General features: G+C 40.7%; 19 protein-coding genes. 8 read left to right on the top strand and 11 right to left on the bottom strand.

What is annotated here, in order from left to right; all coding sequences use genetic code 11:
• The first annotated feature begins 174 nt into the window (after nucleotides 1–174).
• The 3 genes from rfbA to WG954_RS08020 all read left to right on the top strand — a co-directional run bounded on the left by rfbA (nucleotide 175) and on the right by WG954_RS08020 (nucleotide 3,255).
• Complete coding sequence (gene rfbA / locus WG954_RS08030; protein ID WP_340435305.1) at nucleotides 175–1,038, top strand: glucose-1-phosphate thymidylyltransferase RfbA; 864 nt, start codon at nucleotides 175–177, stop codon at nucleotides 1,036–1,038.
• 22 nt (nucleotides 1,039–1,060) lie between these two features.
• The gene (gene galE / locus WG954_RS08025) at nucleotides 1,061–2,116 is read left to right on the top strand and encodes a UDP-glucose 4-epimerase GalE (RefSeq protein WP_340435303.1); all 1,056 of its coding nucleotides are present in this window, start codon (nucleotides 1,061–1,063) and stop codon (nucleotides 2,114–2,116) included.
• A gap of 179 nt (nucleotides 2,117–2,295) precedes the next feature.
• A complete protein-coding gene (locus tag WG954_RS08020) occupies nucleotides 2,296–3,255 on the top strand; it encodes a transketolase family protein (RefSeq protein WP_340435302.1) in 960 nt (319 codons plus the stop codon).
• Nucleotides 3,256–3,320: 65 nt separating this feature from the next.
• Here WG954_RS08020 and WG954_RS08015 read toward each other — a convergent pair whose 3' ends face one another.
• A complete protein-coding gene (locus WG954_RS08015) occupies nucleotides 3,321–4,115 on the bottom strand; it encodes a cupin domain-containing protein (RefSeq protein WP_340435300.1) in 795 nt (264 codons plus the stop codon).
• Nucleotides 4,116–4,196: 81 nt separating this feature from the next.
• On the opposite strand from WG954_RS08015, the gene WG954_RS08010 reads away from it, so the two are divergent.
• Nucleotides 4,197–5,174 carry a helix-turn-helix domain-containing protein gene (locus WG954_RS08010; protein ID WP_340435299.1) on the top strand — a complete coding sequence of 326 codons (978 nt, stop codon included), beginning with the start codon at nucleotides 4,197–4,199 and terminating at the stop codon, nucleotides 5,172–5,174.
• Nucleotides 5,175–5,188: 14 nt separating this feature from the next.
• Here WG954_RS08010 and WG954_RS08005 read toward each other — a convergent pair whose 3' ends face one another.
• Nucleotides 5,189–7,102 carry a S9 family peptidase gene (locus WG954_RS08005; RefSeq protein WP_340435298.1) on the bottom strand — a complete coding sequence of 638 codons (1,914 nt, stop codon included), beginning with the start codon at nucleotides 7,100–7,102 and terminating at the stop codon, nucleotides 5,189–5,191.
• 208 nt (nucleotides 7,103–7,310) lie between these two features.
• Between WG954_RS08005 and WG954_RS08000 the strand changes: the two genes are divergently transcribed.
• From WG954_RS08000 to WG954_RS07990, 3 genes are read left to right on the top strand one after another with little or no spacing between them, the layout of a single operon-like run.
• The gene (locus WG954_RS08000) at nucleotides 7,311–7,859 is read left to right on the top strand and encodes an RNA polymerase sigma factor (protein ID WP_340435297.1); all 549 of its coding nucleotides are present in this window, start codon (nucleotides 7,311–7,313) and stop codon (nucleotides 7,857–7,859) included.
• Between the two features lie 36 nt (nucleotides 7,860–7,895).
• The gene (locus tag WG954_RS07995) at nucleotides 7,896–8,666 is read left to right on the top strand and encodes a hypothetical protein (protein WP_340435295.1); all 771 of its coding nucleotides are present in this window, start codon (nucleotides 7,896–7,898) and stop codon (nucleotides 8,664–8,666) included.
• 20 nt (nucleotides 8,667–8,686) lie between these two features.
• A complete protein-coding gene (locus WG954_RS07990; protein ID WP_340435292.1) occupies nucleotides 8,687–9,112 on the top strand; it encodes a hypothetical protein in 426 nt (141 codons plus the stop codon).
• 270 nt (nucleotides 9,113–9,382) lie between these two features.
• Here the strand turns inward: WG954_RS07990 and WG954_RS07985 are convergent, their stop codons facing one another.
• From WG954_RS07985 to purD, 8 genes are all read right to left on the bottom strand, one after another.
• Nucleotides 9,383–10,126, bottom strand: coding sequence for an MBL fold metallo-hydrolase (locus WG954_RS07985; RefSeq protein WP_182803860.1), 744 nt, complete (start codon nucleotides 10,124–10,126; stop codon nucleotides 9,383–9,385).
• A 77-nt stretch (nucleotides 10,127–10,203) separates the two neighbouring features.
• A complete protein-coding gene (locus WG954_RS07980; RefSeq protein WP_340435289.1) occupies nucleotides 10,204–10,497 on the bottom strand; it encodes a hypothetical protein in 294 nt (97 codons plus the stop codon).
• Nucleotides 10,498–10,552: 55 nt separating this feature from the next.
• Complete coding sequence (gene rodA / locus WG954_RS07975) at nucleotides 10,553–11,896, bottom strand: rod shape-determining protein RodA (RefSeq protein ID WP_340435287.1); 1,344 nt, start codon at nucleotides 11,894–11,896, stop codon at nucleotides 10,553–10,555.
• Complete coding sequence (mrdA, locus tag WG954_RS07970; RefSeq protein WP_340435285.1) at nucleotides 11,896–13,986, bottom strand: penicillin-binding protein 2; 2,091 nt, start codon at nucleotides 13,984–13,986, stop codon at nucleotides 11,896–11,898. The genes rodA and mrdA overlap by 1 nt, the downstream gene beginning before the upstream one ends.
• 32 nt (nucleotides 13,987–14,018) lie before the next feature.
• On the bottom strand, nucleotides 14,019–14,549 hold the full coding sequence (locus tag WG954_RS07965; protein ID WP_340435283.1) for a rod shape-determining protein MreD: 531 nt from the start codon (nucleotides 14,547–14,549) through the stop codon (nucleotides 14,019–14,021).
• Entirely contained in the window at nucleotides 14,546–15,394 is an 849-nt protein-coding gene (mreC, locus tag WG954_RS07960; RefSeq protein ID WP_340435281.1) for a rod shape-determining protein MreC, read from the bottom strand. The genes WG954_RS07965 and mreC overlap by 4 nt, the downstream gene beginning before the upstream one ends.
• A 44-nt stretch (nucleotides 15,395–15,438) precedes the next feature.
• Nucleotides 15,439–16,467: a rod shape-determining protein gene (locus tag WG954_RS07955; RefSeq protein WP_182803849.1), complete on the bottom strand. Its 1,029-nt coding sequence runs from the start codon at nucleotides 16,465–16,467 to the stop codon at nucleotides 15,439–15,441.
• Between the two features lie 192 nt (nucleotides 16,468–16,659).
• Nucleotides 16,660–17,964 carry a phosphoribosylamine--glycine ligase gene (gene purD / locus WG954_RS07950; RefSeq protein ID WP_340435279.1) on the bottom strand — a complete coding sequence of 435 codons (1,305 nt, stop codon included), beginning with the start codon at nucleotides 17,962–17,964 and terminating at the stop codon, nucleotides 16,660–16,662.
• Between the two features lie 150 nt (nucleotides 17,965–18,114).
• On the opposite strand from purD, the gene WG954_RS07945 reads away from it, so the two are divergent.
• On the top strand, nucleotides 18,115–19,626 hold the full coding sequence (locus tag WG954_RS07945; RefSeq protein WP_340435278.1) for a peptide MFS transporter: 1,512 nt from the start codon (nucleotides 18,115–18,117) through the stop codon (nucleotides 19,624–19,626).
• Nucleotides 19,627–19,687: 61 nt separating this feature from the next.
• On the opposite strand, the gene WG954_RS07940 is transcribed toward WG954_RS07945, so the two are convergent.
• On the bottom strand, nucleotides 19,688–20,302 hold the full coding sequence (locus WG954_RS07940) for a PsbP-related protein (protein WP_340435276.1): 615 nt from the start codon (nucleotides 20,300–20,302) through the stop codon (nucleotides 19,688–19,690).
• Nucleotides 20,303–20,487 lie beyond the last annotated feature (185 nt).

The raw sequence follows: 20,487 nt of genomic DNA, 5'->3' as shown, positions 1-20,487 counted from the left end.
TTGAAATAATTTTGAAGAATCCAACCCCCAAGGTTGGATTTTTTATTTCTGGCAGGTAGTTGCATCTTTGCGGCTCAATAAACATCTATATGAATTGAGCCATACCAAAAGTTAACGCTAACCGAGAGGTTCATAGGCGAATACTATGTGGCTAAAAACAATAAAAGTGAACACATGAAAGGAATTATTCTGGCAGGCGGTTCAGGTACAAGATTACACCCCATCACCTTTGCCATCAGTAAACAGATCATGCCAATCTATGACAAGCCAATGATCTATTACCCGTTATCAGTTTTAATGATGGCTGGTATCCGTGAGATCCTGATCATTTCCACACCACAGGATCTTCCCAATTTCAAAAGGCTGCTGGGAGATGGAAAGAATTTAGGCGTTGAATTTTCTTATGCTGAACAAGCTATACCAAACGGACTTGCACAGGCATTTGTAATAGGCGAAGAATTTATCGGCAACGATAAAGTGGCACTTGTACTCGGTGATAATATTTTCTACGGTGCAGGTTTGGGCAAATTACTTGCTAACAACACCGATCCCGATGGTGGTATCATTTACGCTTATCATGTGAGCGATCCAGAGCGTTACGGTGTGGTTGATTTTGATGAGAACATGAATGCGTTGAGCATTGAAGAAAAGCCATCGAACCCAAAAAGCAATTACGCAGTTCCAGGTTTGTATTTCTATGATAACGATGTGGTGAGGATCGCAAAAGAACTGAAACCAAGTCCACGTGGTGAATATGAAATTACGGATGTGAACAAAGAATACCTGAAACTTGGTAAATTGAAAGTGTCTATACTCGACCGTGGTACAGCCTGGTTAGATACTGGCACTTTCGATTCCTTGATGCAGGCATCGCAGTTTGTTCAGGTGATTGAACAGCGACAAGGTATTAAGATCGCCTGCATCGAAGAAATTGCATGGCGCAAAGGATTTATAACAACAGAGCAATTACAGGAACTGGCGAAGCCCTTATTGAAAAGCGGTTACGGACAGTACATTATGAATCTCATCAAATCATAAAACAACATAGTAATAATTATATATGGAAAAAATCTTAGTTACAGGCGGATGTGGTTATATAGGAGCACACACCATTGTTGATCTTGTTGAAAACGGATACGATGTTGTTTGTGTTGATAACAACTCACGGTCCAACACGAAGCTGCTGGAAGGTGCCGAAAAAATTCTTGGCAAAAAAGTAAAGAGCTACAAAGTTGACCTCTGTAACTACGATGAAACATATGCTGTATTGCAGGAAAACCCAGACATCACTGGTGTTATTCATTTTGCCGCTTACAAAGCAGTAGGTGAAAGTGTTGAACGTCCGCTGATGTATTTTGAAAACAATCTGCTTTCACTCATCAACCTGTTGAAATGTGTACAGGAGTTTCAGATTCCGCATTTTGTATTCTCATCATCCTGCACGGTATATGGTAATCCTGATGTGGTGCCTGTAACAGAAGAAACTCCGCCCAAACCTGCTGAAAGTCCATATGGCTATACCAAACAAATGGGTGAACAGATCGTCAGTGAATCGGTAAAAAGTTTCTCAACCAATGCTATTTTGCTGCGCTATTTCAACCCGGTTGGTGCACACCCAAGTTGCATAATTGGTGAATTACCTTTGGGCAAGCCACAGAACCTTGTGCCGGCAATTACACAAACAGCCATTGGCAAACTCCCGCAAATGACGGTGTTTGGCAACGATTATCCAACAAGAGATGGTTCTTGTGTACGTGATTTTATTCACGTGTGCGATCTGGCACATGCACACACGCTGGCAATTGATTACCTCGTGGAAAAAAGAAATCTCACCCGTTGCGAGGTGTTTAATCTCGGTACTGGTAATGGAGTAACAGTTTTAGAAGCCATTAATATGTTTGAAAAAGTAAGCGGGCAAAAACTTAATTACAAAATAGGTCCACGTCGTGCAGGTGATGTGGTGGCAACTTATGCCAACAATGATAAAGCAAGAACCCGTTTAGGCTGGAACCCTGAGTATAGCCTTGAGCAAATGATGGATACGGCCTGGCAATGGGAGCTGAAACTCAAAAAAGACGAAAGCCTTTACGGAAGTCAAAACAGCATCCTGAATTAATGCAATAAATGCAGCTTGTTGCTGCAACAAAAATCGCAGACCGACACACATTCGTTCTGCGATTTTTTGTTTCTGCTCAACTCAAAACTTTCCCTTTTCTTTGCAGCGAAATTGGGGCTGGAGCCTTCCTCCACCTGCTCATATAAAACATAACAAACGTCTTATTTAAACTTCTGCAAATGGCATTACAGGATATCCAGGTAAGCGGCAATAAAGATACCCGTAGCGGTTTTGGCGATGGTATTTTAGAAGCAGCACGCAAGAACGAAAACGTAGTAGCATTAACCGCCGATCTCGCGGGTTCCATGAAACTTCAGGCCTTTATTAAAGAATTTCCCGAGCGTTTTATACAAGTGGGTATTGCTGAAGCAAACATGATCAGCATAGCAGCCGGTTTAACCATTGGTGGTAAAATTCCTTATACAACAACCTTCGCCAACTTCAGTACAGGTCGTGTATACGATCAGATCCGTCAATCAGTTGCTTACAGCGATAAGAATGTAAAGATCTGTGCATCACATGCCGGTTTAACGCTGGGAGAAGATGGTGCCACACACCAGATCTTAGAAGATATTGGTATGATGAAAATGTTACCTGGCATGACGGTGATTGTTCCATGCGATTATAATCAAACAAAACAGGCAACAATGGCTGTGGCTGAACACCACGGACCAGTTTACCTGCGTTTCGGCCGTCCGGTATGGCCCATTTTCACACCTGCAGAAGGTGATTTCGTGATTGGTAAAGCACAAAAATTCAGCGACGGTACTGATGTTACCATCTTTGCTTGTGGCCATATGGTTTGGTATGCTATACAAGCCGGGTTACAATTACAGGAAAAAGGAATTTCAGTTGAAGTGATCAACATACACACCATTAAACCTTTGGATGAAGAAGCAGTATTAGCTTCTATCAAAAAAACAAAATGCGCTGTTACTGCTGAAGAGCATAACATCATTGGTGGTTTAGGCGATAGTATTGCACAGGTTGCAGCGAAGCACTTCCCTATTCCTATTGAAATGATCGGCACAAAAGATACATTTGGTGAAAGTGGCAAACCGGTTGATCTGTTGAAAAAATATGGTTTGGATGTAGCAGACATTGCTGCTGCTGCAGAAAAAGTGTTGAGCAGAAAATAAGAGAACTACTTGCTTATTATAATGAACCCCGACCGCAGTCTCGGGGTTTTGTTTTTTATCACTAATTACATGTAATACTTAGTCAGCTCTTTGTCTTCACCTTTCCATTGCGCAATTTTCGCTAATGCACTGATCAACGGTTCCTGGAACCAGCCGGGCATTCCCTGCAGATAGGATTCGCTATAGCCAAGCAGCAGACACATATGCCAGGGATTTTCTGTCATATCATTTTTCAGCAAACCATCATTGATCAATCCGTATGCTACACGCAATGTTTTTTCTAACCCGGCGGCTGGTGTAACTTTTACCAGCAACACAGATTTTTTATCTAATGCATTTTTGAAATAATGCATATCTGTTTTATTTGCTGATGTTGTTTGTCCTTTATCAAGCATTACTTCGTCACCATTTTTGCCAATTCTTATTTTACCATCTATCACCGTAAACTCTTCAACAAAACTTGTGTGATAGTGCCAGTCGTTACCACCGTTTGGTTCAAGTTCAACCTGCACCAGTTCGTATGCATTGTTTGTTTCTGTTCCCGTTTTTACAAAAGTGGCTGAGTAATTACCTTCTTTGTTTACAATGGTTTTATCTGTGCGATTACCAACAGTACGATCAAGTTTTGGCAGGAAGGCTCCAAATAATACAATGCTGCTGTATACAGCAATTAATAGAAACACAGGCAACACAAAGATGCTGTACATCAGCTTCACCCAAATTTTTGCTTTACTACGCCAGATGCGTACAACTCCCACCGGGTAAAACAGGTATATCAGTGTTTGTTTCCATTTGCCTTTTTTTACAATTGATGCAGTATTTCCCTCAGTACGTACTGCTGTTTTAGAAATGTTTTTCATTTTGCTTTTATTTTAATACAGCAAAGTTGAATCATGAAGAGACCGTTATCATTTAGATAAACGGATTAAAATTTTCGACAAATGGATAAACTTGATCTGGCTCAATGGGACCAGTACTTTGGATCAACAGAACAAGAGTTGATCTACAGCAGTGAACGCTATACACATTTCACTGCACAGTTTAAAGAACAAGGCCTGGCAAACGGTAAGCTGAGTGCTATCAATACGCCAGACATGTTGTTCACAGAATTGTATATGGAAGCCGAACAGTCTTTTAGCTTGTATGATGCAGTGCCGAAAGAATCAACTGAATCGGTATTTGTAATACAGGGGGATGTGGAGTCACGTTTCACCAACATGCGTGAACCTTTGTATTTTGGCAAACAACAACACAACATTCAGTACAACACAACATTTTCAGGTACGCATATTATTCATTCACCAACGTTTCATGCCTGTACCATTACTTATCATCCTGAATATTTAAACAGTCTTGTTGAACACGAACCTGGTGGCGCACTCGCCAATTTTTGCAAACACCTTGAAAAGAAAACTAATTTTCTTGGAGCATCGGATGCTTTCTATTGGCAACAACGTATCGCTGAAATAATACAAGCCATCCGTCAATGTCCTTTTACTGGCATTACACGCTACATTTTTACTGAAAGTAAATTGCTCGAACTGTTCGTACTGCAAATGGAGCAGGTGAATTTATTTCAGGGAAACAATACAAAAGAATGCTGGTCGGCGGCCGATAAAGAAAAGCTCTATGCTGTGAAGGAATATATTGCTGGCTCGTATCTCGAAGAATTAAGTTTGAAAGCTATTACTCATCGCTTTGGTTTGAATGAGTATAAACTTAAGAAAGGATATAAGCACTTCTTTCAATCCACTGTGTTTGGAGACATTCATCGGTTGCGTATGCAGGAAGCAAAACAATTACTGACTGAGCGAACAATGAATGTAACCGATGTAGCCTACCACATCGGTTACAATAATCTTAGCAGTTTTTCTTATGCATTTAAAAAAATGTTTGGTTATAGTCCGGGATGTAAATAGTCATTGATTGTTTTTCACAACGTCTCTTTCAACCATTTGAAAAATTCCCGTTGCCAAACCTGTGCATTTTGTGCACTCAACACCCAATGGTTTTCATCTGGCAAATAGACCAGCCTGCTTTTTATTCCTTTTAACTGCAATGCCTGGAAAGCCTGCAAAGCCTGGCCTGTTGGTACACGATAATCTTTACCGCCCTGGAAAATAAGCATTGGCGTATTCCATTTGCCTACAAAATTTGAAGGCGAGAATTGCTGATATGATTTTTGTGCGGCAGCATTTTTTGTGTCCCAATAAGCTCCGCCATAATCCCAATCTACAAACCACAATTCTTCGGTGGTGCCATACATACTTCGGAAATCAAATATCCCATCATGAGAAATAAATGATTTGAATCGATTGTTATGCATGCCCGCTAACATATACACTGAATAACCACCATAGCTGGGACCAACACAACCCAACCTGTTTTTGTCAGCAAATTTTTCTTTGCTCACATTGTCAATGGCCGATAGATAATCTCTCATTGCCTGCCCACCATGATCTTTGCTGATCTGTTCATTCCACTTAGTACCATGGCCCGGCATGCCTCTACGGTTTGGTGCAACAATAATATATCCATTCGCTGCCATTAACTGGAAGTTCCAGCGGAAAGAATAAAATTGCGTAAGTGGCGATTGTGGTCCACCCTGGCAATAAAGCAATACAGGATATTTTTTGTTTGGATCAAACCCGGGAGGATAGATCACCCACACCAACATATCTTTTCCATCAGTCGTTTTTACAAAACGTCGTTCTGTTTTACTCATGCCGATACTGGCATATGTGGCATCATTCACATGTGTGAGTTGTTTCATTTCTCCGTTGGTCCGGTTCACGCTATATAATTCTGTTGCATGATTCATATCGGTACGTGAAACGATCAATGTATTACCTGACTGTCCTACAATTCCTGATATATCAAAATCACCTTTCGTTATTTGTCTTACCACCGGTGCCATTTTTGTTAAGCCGGGGTAGTTTACTTCAAACAATTGCAAAGTGCCATTAATGGGAGCCCAAAAGAAAATTGTTTTATTGTCTTCGCTCCATTTAAAACCTTCCACATGAATATTGTCTCTTGCCGCAGTAAGATTCTGTTTACTGATGCCATTGCTTACAATAATATCTTGTTTGTCGGATTCGAAACCATCACGTTTCATACTAAGCCAGGCCAAATCCCCTTTTTGGTTATAGGCAGGATTAATATCATAACCCATCATTCCAGTAGTCAGGTTTTTTGTTTGCCCGGTTTCAATGTTGTATTCATACAGATCGGTATTCGTACTTACTGCATAAGCGGTACCGTATTTCTTTTTGGTTACATAAATGATCTTTTTACTATCGGGGCTCCAGATAAAATCTTCATCACCACCAAAAGGTTTTTGCGGACAATCATACAATTCGCCCGGCATAATATCTTTTGCTTCACCAGCTTTGCCATCTTTTACTGGTGCTACAAACACGTGTGAAAACGCACCATCTTCCCAAGTGTCCCAATGGCGATAATTGAGTTGATCGTAAATCTGCACATTTGATTTCGATAGTTCGGGGTAGAACTCTTTTCCATCGACCTTTTTCAGTTTTACATCAACAGCGCTGATAATGTATTTGCCATCTGGTGACACCCGATCATTGGCAAGCAAACTGTCCGGCTTGTCTATTACAACCGCTGCGCCTCCATTTATCGGAACTGCGAAAACTTTTCGTTTGCTTTTATTTTCATTGATATCAGGTGTGCTCACACTATACAGTACCCATTGTTTGTCTTTTGAAATACCAAGACCGGTTACCCTTCCCAAACTCCAGAGCAGTTCAGGTGTCATCTGAGTTTGTGAAAAACTATTGAGTGTGAAAGCTAGAAAAGCGACAAATGCAATTGATTTTTTCATGTTTACACTTTTAAACTGTTGAGGCAAAATATTGGCTGCAAAGTAAGTTTTTTGAAGTAATGCGCCTGAGTCTTGTAGTGACAACCCAAATCCGAAATCTCTTAGCTTCCTGCATTAAACTTTTCCCTTCAAAAGTCATCTTACCAATGGCTTTTTCTATTTTTACGAACTAATAGAAAGATCCAAACCAGAAAACCTCTATTCAACAATGACGCAACCAGACGACAAGGAATTACTGCTGCAGTTCCATGACCCTGCCACAAAGGAGCGGGCTTTTACCCGTCTTATCAAAAAATACCAGGAAAAGCTTTATTGGCATATCCGCCGCATGGTGGTAGAGCATGAAGATGCAAACGATGTGCTGCAAAACATGTTCATCAAGGTTTGGAACGGGTTGGAAAATTTCCGGGAGGATGCCCAACTCTACACCTGGCTCTACCGAATTGCCACCAACGAAAGTTTAACCTTTCTCGAGCAGCGGAAAAAAAGAACAGCCGTATCGATGGATCAGGTTGAAGCGGGTTTAAGCAATACCATTAAAGCCGACAAGCATTTTGATGCCAACAGGCTTGAATGGAAACTGCAACTGGCTATTCAGCAACTCCCTGAAAAGCAACGGGCTGTGTTCGCTCTCAGGTACTACGATGAGATGCCTTATGAAGAAATGAGCCGGGTGCTGGAAACAAGCGAAGGTGCCCTCAAGGCCAGCTATCATCACGCAGTAAAAAAAATCGAGGATTTTATCCTCAACCGTTAAACGAAGAGCGCTTAAAAACATCTATAGAAACAGAAAATGACAAGGAATAAAGACATATTAAATGAATTAGAACAGATCAGTGTGGTTGTGGCGCAGATCAACCCCACGGTGCCTTACCAAGTGCCGGAGGTTTATTTCGAAACACTCAGCTCGGTGATCATGGCGAGAATTGCAGCTGGTGGGCAGGAGGAAAACTCACTCTTGCAGGTGGCGGGCAAACAAATGCCACAGGATGTTCCAGCGGGTTATTTTGATACATTGTCTGAAAGTATTCTTGATAAAGTAAAAGCTCAACCAGAGCAATCAGCAAGGGAAGAGTTGGCTTCATTATCTCCTTTACTTGCTGGCATCAGCAAACAGAATGTATATGAAGTGCCAGCTGGCTACTTCGATGGTTTTGAGGAAGCTGTAAACAAGCAGTTGAAAGAAGAAACAAAAGTGGTTTCTATTTTCAGTCGCAAACTGATCATCCGTTATGCAGCCGCTGCAGTTGTGTTTACCATGATTGCATTTGGAATAAACCTTTTGCTGAAACAACAATCAAGTGCAATTGCTTCTGACATTGCACAGGTTGAGCATATAAAAACTCAAAAACAATTCAACAACGAATTAGCAGGTTTGAGTGATGATGCAATTGTGAGTTACCTTCAAATGAATGCTGACACAAAAGATGTAGAGAAGATCAACGAATCAATTGATCACAGTAAGTTGCCTGAAGAAACAGATTATATGGATGACGAGTTTCTTGAATCATTTATGAAAGAACTCGAAAAAACAACAACCACTACTAACACACAAATAAATTAAAACACCCGGAGGATAGTATAATGAAAAAGATAATGATGATGTTGGTTCTTGCATTAGGAATTACTGGCTTTGCATTTGCACAGGATGAACAACCAGACCCTAAACAACAAGAAAAGATCAAAGCACTTGAAGTTGCATTCATTAGCCGGAAACTCAACTTAACAGAAAATGAAGCGCAACGATTCTGGCCTATTTATAACGAGTATAAACGTGATGTAAACCAGGTAATGCTTACACAACGAAACAATCCGAATAAAGATGTGGTTGATGATGAGCAAAGAATATTAGACATCAGAAAAAAATATCGTGATCGTTTTGTTGGTGTAATAGGACAGCCCAGAATGAATAAATTTTTCCAGGCTGAACGTGAGTTTCGTGGAGTGTTATTGAATCAGTTAAAGAACCGCCCAAACAAGCCAATGTTGCAACGTCAAAAGAGAAATTAATTTGGAATTTTAGGTTCTTATGTTATAAATTTGCGAATAGGTGTTTTTCATAGGTTAGCAACGGCCGACTCTTTTCAGGGTTGGCCTATTTTTTTGCCCTGAAACCCGCTGCAGCACTGCATTTCAGCCATCCAATAAAAACAAGAAAGCCATCTTCAGCTAGTAGTTTACTTCAGACAACTTTACAAAAACAATGGGTTTAATGATGACTTTAAAGAAAAATATATATGAAGCTTATAGAGTGTGTTGTGTCCTTAAAAACAGCTCATATTAAAAACTAAATACCGGTGTTTTGAGATCATGGTAGAATAAAAACTTCCAGTTTTCTTTCTGTCCTTGCGCCCACCACTTCACACGAAGATCAGCAGCAAGCTTCCCATCAAAATCATATTTCGTAACAAACTTTGTTTTCATCTGGAACAATTGTGGTGCAACATCACCACCAAAGAAAACGGTTTCGTTATTTTCTTTTATCCAGAATGCCTGGTGCCATGGACTATGCCCACCTGTCCATTCGTAATGAATATAATCATCGATCACGCCTGAGCTTTCTACAAGCTGCAAATGATCTGATTCTGGCAATATGCTTACATCATCAATTGCATACGACTTTGATAATTTGCTCACAGCAATTTCAAGTTCCTGTTTATTGACGATGTATGTTGCGTTTGGAAAACTGATAAAGCGTTGTTGCAATACGGCATCTTCTTTACTCACACCACCTGCATGATCTCTATGCAAATGACTCATCAACACTTTTGTTACTTCCATTGGATTGATGCCTGCCTGCATCAGGTTATGATGTATCTGCAATGTGCCATCGGGCATTGTAAAACCTAAGCCTGTATCAAGTAACAAAATATCCTTCTCGGTAATAACAACAAATGGCTGCACTTCAACCAGTAAACTACCTGCCGGGCGATCTTTTATATTATCTTTTTCGGGATCAAAAGGAACAAATTTCTTGGAACCATCAACTGTGAAACTACCTTCTGAAAGTGGAATTATTCTCATGTATCTTATTATTTACGTGCAACTGCTGTTGCCTGAATTCATTTAACAGGTTGCAAAGATACAGGCAGGAAGTTTAATCAATTCATCACCAGTTTTGGTGCGCCGATCATGGTATCAAAAATGAAGAGTTCATCCAACTCGTACTGAATAAACTTGCGGATGGGAAATTTATCGATCATTTCTGCAGCTTCAATTTCAGAATCAGCGTTTAATACTACCCAGCCTTTGGTACGCAACCCATTTACTGAATAAGTAATGATCACTTCTTCACGCATCAAATCATTGATATGTTGCCGATGGCTTGGAATACTTGCCCAAAAATCATCTTCCAGTAAATCGGGGAGGTAAAATGTGCAGAGATATTTTTTCATACACGAACGGTTTAACTTGATCAATAACAGAGCGGCAGACAAGCGTTGATCTTTTTTACCGAAGCACCATACTACGATCTGCATCGAGGCGCAGCATAATAAAGATCAGGATGGTGAATGTAACAAGTGAAGATCCACCATAGCTTAGTAAAGGTAGTGTAATCCCGATTACTGGCATTAAACCAATTGTCATGCTGATATTGATCATGACATGAAAGAGTAGAATAGCAGCTACACTATAACAATACACCCTTGAAAATGTACTGCGTTGTCGTTCAGCAAGCGTTATAATGCGATATAAGAGAAAGAAATATAACCCAAGCAGCAAAGCGCTGCCCCAAAAACCAAAACTTTCGGCAATAGCTGTGAAAATAAAATCGGTATGTTGCTCAGGTACAAAATCGCCTTGCGTGGTAACTCCTTTTAAAAATCCTTTACCTGCCAATCCGCCGGAACCAATTGCGATTTTTGATTGTTTTACATTATACGTGTAATCTCTTTTCTTACCACTTGCCTGCTCCTTTTCAAATTGTGCAATACGTTCAGCCGATCTTGGAATATAACTCTTACCAAACATGTTTAAAACACGTGCAGCCTGGTAAGGTTTCATGATCTTATCAAATACAACAATATTCACAAACATATGAAAGCCCAGCAACACAAGATAAATAATGATCAGAGCGAGTAATAAAAACATGTTACGTTTGATCTGTCGCCAGAAATAATAAATAATGATCAAGGCAATAATACCCAGCGCAATTGCATACACCAAAAACGACAATACGATTGACGAGATAAACAATACCACAAAGGAGAAACCAACGATCAAATACATTGCAGGTAACCCCTCACGGTACATCACCAAAAAGAAAGAAAAATAAACCAACGCAAGACCGGTTTCCTTTTGTGCAATAGATAATAGTGCGGGACCGAGTGTTAAAGCAAATGCAATAAGGTGCGACCGGAGATTATTGAATTCTGTTTCCTGTCGGCTTAAATATTTTGCCAATGCTAACGCAGTAAATACTTTACATAATTCGGCAGGTTGCAAATTAAACCCTCCACCTAAAGCGATCCATGATTTGGAACCACTGATATCTTTCCCGATCACAAACGTCAACAACATCAGTAAGATACCGGCCATATACAAGAGATTGGCAATGGTGGTAAAAAACTTGCTATCAGTTAATAGAATAAACACACCCACCAGTGAGCTGATACCAATGAACAATACCTGCCGTGAATAGTTTTTCTTTAACTCAAGTAATGATTGAACAAACGAATCGCCCATTCGAAACTCAACTGAGAATATGGCAATAAAACCCACCAGCACCAAGGCGTAATACAACAATACCGTTGTAGCATCAACTCCTTTTCCTATGCTTGCCTGTTTCTCCATCAGCTGTTACGTTGCTTCGCTTCTTTAAATGATTGTAATCGCTCAGTGGGTATAATGGCAATGAGCTTTATTTGTTTTTCCTTTCTTGCCGGTTGCTTCGCAGGAGACGAAGGTGTAGTACGTAATTGACCGACTGCTGTTGAATCAAGTCGCATGCGTCTTTCTTTTACACGTTGTGCAGAATCTCTCACCTGTTTGATCGAATCTCTCCGGTGTAATTCATACCTGATCTTTGCCGGGGTAATAATAACATTACTGATACGCTCGATCTCAGCCTTGCGATGATCGCCTGCAATAGAATCAGTCAGGAACTTTTCCATCAGCAAAGATGCAATTGGTGCAGCCCACGTTGAACCAAAGCCTGCATTTTCCACCACCACACAAATAGCGATCCTCGGATTATCCTTTGGTGCAAAGGCCACAAAGAATGAATGGTTCTGTTGCTTTTTATTTCTAAAATAATTTTCTACTGTTCCGGTCTTTGCACAAACAGCAAAACCATCAATAGCAGCATTGCGTGCCGTACCATTGGTTACCACCATTTCCATACCATCAATTACCGCCTGGTAATAATCGTTTGGAATATGAAGCGGTGATATCTTTTGACGATACTTACGCAGCAATGTGTCTTCAGCTGTTTCACCATCAATGTCTTTTACAAAGTGCGGCGTGTAATACCAACCTCTGTTCGCAATTAAACACATGGCATTGGCCATTTGCATAGGTGTGGCCTGTATTTCACCTTGTCCAATTCCTAACGATGCGATGGTACATGAACTCCAGCCACCTTTTCTAAAAACTTTGTTGTAACGTGCCGTATCAGGAATATAACCAGCGTATTCACCGGGCAGATCAATACCAAGACGATGTCCCAAACCAAAACCCGACATGTATTCTTTCCACTTCATTAAACCACCTTCAATATTTCCATATTTTTTATTGTCGAGTGCCATGCGTAATACATGTGCATAATAGGAGTTGCAGGAATTGGCAATGGATAAACTAAGATTTGCAGCATGGCCGGCATTACTGTGTGTACAGGCTGGTCGGCCACAAGGACCGTAACGTCCAAAACAGGAGTAACCAAATTCAGGAGTGATCAATCCTTCATCTAAAGCAACCAGTGCACCCAATGGTTTAAAGGTTGAACCCGGAGGATAAACACCTTGCATGCCTCGATTGAGTAATGGTGATGCAGGATCTAAAAACAACCGGCTGAAATTTTTTCTCGATTCAGAACCTGTTAACTCATTAGGATCATAAGTTGGTCCCGATGTCATGGCAATGATGCCCCCGGTGCTTGGTTCAATAGCTACCACACTTCCAACTTTGCCATTCATTAATTTCTCCGCAAGTTGTTGCACTTCCACATCTATGTAAGTGTTAAGATGACGACCTGCAACAGAAGCCGTATCAAATTCACCATTCTCATATTTACCAATAGGCCTGTTGAAATTATCACGCAGGATGTATTGAATACCACGTTGACCCATCAATATTTTTTCATAATAACTTTCCAACCCACTTCGGCCGGCAAAATCTCCCATCTGGTAAAAGAAGTTTGATCGCTTCAACATTGGAGAATCAACTTCACCTACATAACCAAGAATATGAGCAGCAGCTTTGAACGGATAGGTACGAATTGGTCGTTCCTGTAAAAAGAAAGCGGGCTGAAAGCGAAACAAATTCTCATTTACCCGTGCATATTTTTCAGGCGACAGCAACGGTTCAAACACCGACGGTCTGTTGCGTGAGTTCTTGATAATAGCTGTTACTACTCTTTCTTTAAACTGAGCTGTGTCAATACCAAGTATGCGGCAAAGCGTAGCTGTATCTATTCCTTTCAATTGAGATGGTGTAACCATCAGATCATACATGGTTGTGTTATCAAGGATCGCTTTGCCTTTACGATCGAATATGATGCCACGGCTTGGATAAACAATTTTGCGGAGAATAGCCTGGTCGTTTGCCAGTTTTGAATACTTCGAAGTAAACAGTTGTAATGTCATCAATCGTACAAGAATGATGGCAAACACAATTGCTATAATAATACGGAGGGTTGTTTGTCGTGATTGATTAAATTCGGCCATGGCCTTTTATAAGGTTTTTCAAAATTTGCGCATCAGGTATTGGTTAAAAACTTCTGCTTTCGTATAAAGATAATTTCAATTACTGTTATCAACAACAAACTTACTACGGTAGAGCCTAAAGTTTTTAATAAAAGATATAAGATATTGCCAAATTGAAAAGCCTGGATGGTAAACAACCAACCATGGTGAAACAGCGTGAGTGCTGAAACGTATGTGATATATTGAGTAAAGCCAAGACTTGCAACAGAAGGTTCACGATAGTTGAATTCAACTCCTTGTTGTGGCACTAATAAATTAATAAGAAAAGGACGAAGGTAACCGATCAATACACAAGCTGCTGCATGCAGACCAGGAGTTTTTGTAAATAAATCGAGACTGATACCGCAAATAAACGACACTAACAACAAACTGCCACGGCTGATATTAAAAGGCAACCAAAGAATAAACAGGAAATAAATGTAGGGTGTGATGTACTGATGTAAAGGCGGCACCTGGTTAAGTACAAATACTTGTACCAACGTGAATAAGATCAAACGGATGATATTTCGCAGGAGGTTGCTCATTTCTTTTGCTTGATACGTTTTTCAAGTTCAAGTTGTTCTTCTCGTTGCAGGTTAGCCACCACAAATACATTCTGCAAATTGCTGAAGTCGTTTGCAGGGCGAACGTACAACAGGTAATTATTCGTGCTCTTTTCGAGCAACACTTTTTCAATAACGCCAATCATAATGCCCGAGGGAAAATCTGAATACTGACTCGTTATAACAGTATCACCTTTCCCAAGCTTTACACTTTTTGGTATATCACGCAGCTGTACAATTCTTGGATTTTTCCCATCCCATTCAATGCGGCCACTTTCACCTGTTTTCTTTAACCGAGCACTAATGCGGCTTTGCTTATTAAGCATGCTCATTGCAGTTGCAAAATTTTCCGTCACATCAAGTACCACCCCTGCCACACCGCTTGCAGTGATCACCACCATACCCGGCTGCACACCTTGTTTACTACCCCGATGAATGGTGAAATAGTTATTTGGCTGAGCAACAGAATTATTTACAACTGCCGCCTCCATATATAAATACTTACGCAAAACACCTGTGGTGTCTACAGGAATTGAGTCTGTAACAATCCGTTGTGTAGTATCTGGACTTTGAAAATTTTCAGAAAGTTTGTTTTGCACTTCAGCCAATCGTTTACGCAGCGCTTCATTTTCTTTTTTAAGACTGAAGTAGCCACTTACTTTGCTGTACTGTTTTTCTATACTGCCGGTTATTTCGCCAGCAGTATCCATATAAGCTGCCTGGTGAAATTTATTATACCTGAAAAGCAGAGACATACTCACTACCTGTAAAAGCAGGAAAAACAACAAAACCGAAAAACGCCTGATAAAAGCAAAAAGATTCCGCACGAAAGGTGGGTTTTAATTGGTTCTTCCGTTTATGAATGTCCCAGTCAGTTGCGCATCACAAACGGATAGCGATTGTAATTTTTAAGTGCAATACCTGTGCCTCTTACCACGCTTTTCAGCGGATCATCAGCAATATGAACAGGTAATTTGATTTTTTGATTGAGACGTTTATCTAAGCCACGGAGCAAGGCACCACCACCGGTGATGTAAATACCACGACGGTAAATATCAGCAGCCAGCTCAGGAGGAGTCATCTCAAGTGCTTTCAGGATAGCTTCTTCAATTTTGAAAATGCTCTTATCCAATGCTTCGGCAATTTCCTGGTAGCTCACCATAATCTGCTTAGGAATACCCGTTACAAGATCACGACCATTCACGGGAATATCATCGGGCGGACTATCGAGTTCTTTCATTGCAGCACCGATCTGTATTTTGATCTGTTCGGCTGTACGTTCACCAATAAGTAAACTGTGATAGCGACGGAGGGCTTCCATAATATCAGCCGTAAATTCATCACCTGCAATACGAATACTTTGGTCGCAAACAATACCGGCAAGTGCAATTACCGTAATTCCGGTAGTACCGCCACCAATATCAACGATCATATTACCAACCGGTTCTTCCACATCAATGCCAATACCAAGAGCAGCTGCCATTGGTTCATGAAGAAGATATACTTCCTGTGCACCTGCCTGCTCTGCGCTGTCACGCACAGCTCTTTTTTCTACTTCGGTAATGCTGGAAGGTATACAGATCATCATTCGCCATTTGGGGGCGAACAACGGTTTTTTGGTCAATACTAATTTGATGAGTTCACGGATCATTAACTCAGCCGCATTGAAATCGGCAATTACGCCATCTTTCAACGGACGAACAGTGCGGATACTTTCATGGGTTTTTTCATGCATCATCAATGCCTTCTTACCCACTGCCAACACATTCTTGGGGTTATTACGATCTAGTGCTACGATGGATGGTTCATTCACCACAATTTCATCGTTATGTATAATGAGGGTATTAGCGGTACCCAGGTCCATTGCTATTTCCTGAATAAAAAAGTTGAAGAGTCCCATATTGGTTACTGGAAATTATAATTCCGATGGTTGCAAATTTGAGTGAAAAATTTGGAATAACAACGCTAAAACCGTGCCCGTAAGTGTTTTTCCCGCCAAATTTTTCAAAACTAGTTGAAGCCTTGCCTGCAAAGAATTTCATCAATAACAGGAAAAACAAAACAAGGGTTTCAAAAACTTCGTTTATACTTGTCAGTTAGTTGTTATAAACTCATAACCAATGTCACTGCGGTAATACATTTTCATGAAGCGTATTCCTTCCAATACCTGCTTTGATCTTGCTACCGATTCAGCTACATCTTTTCCGAAAGAAGTAACCGTTAAAACCCTGCCACCATTACTCACAATTTTGCCTTCTTCTTCCAAAGTTCCTGAATGGAAAATAACTGTTTCAGCATTTGACTGATCGAGGCCGGTAATTTCATAGCCCTTGATATAATCACCTGGATACCCGCCGCTTACAGCTACCATTGTCACTGCAAAACGTGGGTCCTGCTCGATCTTGATTTGATCAACTTCTCCTTTTGCTGTTGAAACAAGCATTTCAACAAGATCATTTTTCAGTCGTGGAATTACCACCTCTGTTTCGGGGTCGCCCATGCGGCAGTTATATTCAATTACATACGGCTCGTTGTTCACTTTAATGAGACCGATAAAGACAAAACCTTTGTATACAAAACCCTCTTGATTAAACCCATTAATTGTCGGCTCAATGATCCTTTCTTTTACTTTTTGCATAAACACATCATCTGCAAAAGGTACCGGGCTTACTGCGCCCATACCGCCCGTGTTAAGACCAGTGTCGCCTTCGCCAATACGTTTGTAATCCTTGGCTTCAGGTAAAATGCAATAGTTTTTGCCATCGGTCAAGACAAATACGCTCACTTCGATACCATTCAGAAATTCTTCGATCACCACTTTCTTACCTGCATCACCAAATTTGTGTTGATTGATCATCATATCAAATTCAGCAACCGCTTCCAGATGATTGGTACAAATGATCACTCCCTTACCTGCTGCTAAACCGTCGGCTTTTAACACAACGGGCAATGCATGGCTCATGAGATATTCACGGCCTTCATCAAAATTCTCGTCAGTAAATTCTTTGTATGAAGCAGTGGGTATATTATAGCGCTCCATGAAAGCTTTAGCAAAGGCTTTACTTCCTTCGAGCTGGGCTGCATATTTTGATGGGCCTATGACACCCAACCATCCTTCTGAAAATGGATTGGATTTATGTGCTTCTTCAAAATGATCGTATACTCCTTTCACCAGAGGATCTTCGGGACCTACAACTATCAGGTGAATCTGTTTGTCACGACAGAACTGTTCCATCGCTTCAAAATCACCATCCACCCGTAAAGAGATATTCGTGCCGCACAAAGCAGTGCCGGCGTTGCCAGGTGCGATATACAATTCGTCGCACAAAGGACTTTGTACAAATTTCCAGGACAAGGCATGTTCACGGCCACCGGAGCCAAGCAGTAGTATATTCATGTCGGATTTTACTTCAGGCCCGAAATTAGCCCATACTGCCGCAACTTCCTAAACCTTTCGTCAAAACTGTAAGAATGCGAACGGTAATTAGCCGTTTCCATTTATTCCTTACTTTCGGCACTCCACGAATTAAAAACTTAAACCAATTATATGAGCGAAACAACCGCACAAAAAGGGCATCCGAAAGGCCTTTGGGTTTTATTCGGCACAGAAATGTGGGAACGATTCAACTATTATGGCATGCGTGCCGTACTGGTTTTATTCATGACAAAAGCATTGCTGTTCGATAAAGCATTTGCCTCTAATTTATATGGCAGTTACACCAGTCTCGTTTACCTCACTCCTTTGATTGGTGGTTATATTGCAGATCGTTATTGGGGCAACCAACGTTCGATTATTGCCGGTGGTATTGTAATGGCCTTAGGTGAATTTTTATTATTCTTTTGCGGTTCAACTTACTCTTCTTCACCTGAATTATCTTCTTTATTATTCTTTTCCGGCCTCGGTTTAATGATTGCCGGTAATGGTTTTTTCAAGCCGAATATTTCGTCGCTCGTTGGGCAACTATATCCTAAGAACGATAAAAGAATTGACCCTGCTTATACCATCTTCTATATGGGTATTAATGTGGGTGGTGCTCTTGGTCCGTTTATTTGCGGACTTGTTGGCGACACCGGCGACCCTGCTGATTTCAAGTGGGCATTCTTAGCCGGCGGTATTGGTATGCTGATAAGTGTGGCGGTGCAATTAATGTTTCATAAAAAATATGTGCTTGGTCCCGATAATAAAGTGCTTGGTCTTACCCCGGCAAATTCTCCAGCAATCTGGATAAAACCAATTGCTATTATCCTTGGCCTTGCAGCTTTCTCGGCATTAGCGATCGGCATGCTTTATATTGATGCCAAAGTAGTAAGCTACATGACTTATTTGCTTGCCGGCTCAGCGATCCTGATTTTTGTGATGGTGATGACTGACAAAACTTTGAACAAATTTGAAAAGAACAGGGTGATTGTTCTTTTCACAGTTGTATTTTTTGTGATCTTTTTCTGGAGTGCCTTTGAACAGGCCGGTGCGTCACTTACGTTCTTTGCCGAAGAGCAAACCCAACGTGACCTTGGCTTTTTTACTGTTCCAGCAAGCTGGTTCCAATCACTTAACTCAATATTTGTAGTAGCGTTTGCCCCGGTTTTTGCATGGTTATGGATCAAACTTGGCAAAAACGAGCCTTCCGCTCCAACAAAAATGGCCATTGGTTTATTCTTACTTGCCATTGGATATTTGTGGATCGCATTTGGTGTAAAGAATGTTGGCACAGGAATTAAAGTAAGTATGATCTGGTTAACCGGTATGTATGCGTTGCACACCTGGGGTGAGCTTTGCTTGTCGCCGATCGGTTTATCATTAGCTAACAAACTGGCTCCATTTAAGTATGCATCGTTATTGATGGCCGTTTGGTTTTTAGGTAACGCATTTGCGAATAAACTCGCTGGAGTATTAAGTGCTTTATATCCCGATGGAAAGACTAAGACATTCCTGGGGTATGAAATGAGTAATAATTATGACTTCTTCATGCTTTTTGTAGTCATGGCAGGTGTAGCATCGCTCATTCTCTTTCTCCTTACAAAGAAATTACAGACGATGATGCATACAGATCAGCAATAGTCAAACTAAAATAAAGAGGGCGGTCGCTTTGCGACCGCCCTCTTTATTTATTAAAAGCTTCTTAGAATTTGAACGAGTTGAATATTTTATTAGCAGTTGTTTCATATGCATCACGTTCTCCTTCTTTACTTATATAAGTAAGCACATAACCTTTACCATTATTTATACAGAATAATTGTTTAATCTGCACATCATAAGTCATTTCGCCAGGCTTGCCTTTGTAAATGATCTGGTAAGCACGTGAACCATTCCGGTTAAAGAACATCGAAGAAACTTCACGATAACCTTTCACAAAATCTTTTACCGCATCCATATTCGTTTTTACATAATCATCAACTGTAGTGCCGGAGTTTAATTCTTCGATCTGGAGGTTCAGGTACTGGAAAAATTTATCTTCTCCATTCTCTGCCGGCGAGGTTATTTTAAAAACAGCTGTTCCCAATTTGTCATCAAAGTTCCAATCGCCGGGATAGCCAATGGTAAACCGGCCTTTCGGATCGCTATACTTTTTTAACTCGCTACTGGTTGTAGTGGGTGTATTGGGAGAGTTTGTTGTGTTATTATTTGGTTTGTTGTTAGTACCTGTATTCAGGTCATTCACCGGAATACGTGCGGGCTGCGCCCATGCAGCAGCTGAAGACACAACAAGGATAAGGGCTACGACTAACTTTTTCATGCGCTGTTTTTATTTTGCTTTTAGCTCCCGAAAGCTTTCGGGATTATTCACCATATAATTTTTATCGGGGTTGATAGATTTAGCTCCGAAAATTTCATGGCTCATTTCATGTTCGTGTTGGTTGTGGTATAAAAGTACAAACTTGTTTTACAACACACAATCAAAACCCTGTCAACAGCTTAAAA

The sequence above is a fragment of the Lacibacter sp. H375 genome, assembly GCF_037892425.1.
Taxonomy (GTDB): Bacteria; Bacteroidota; Bacteroidia; order Chitinophagales; family Chitinophagaceae; genus Lacibacter.
Note: the sequence above shows the minus strand (reverse complement) of the source record. Positions and strands in the feature narration are given on the sequence as shown.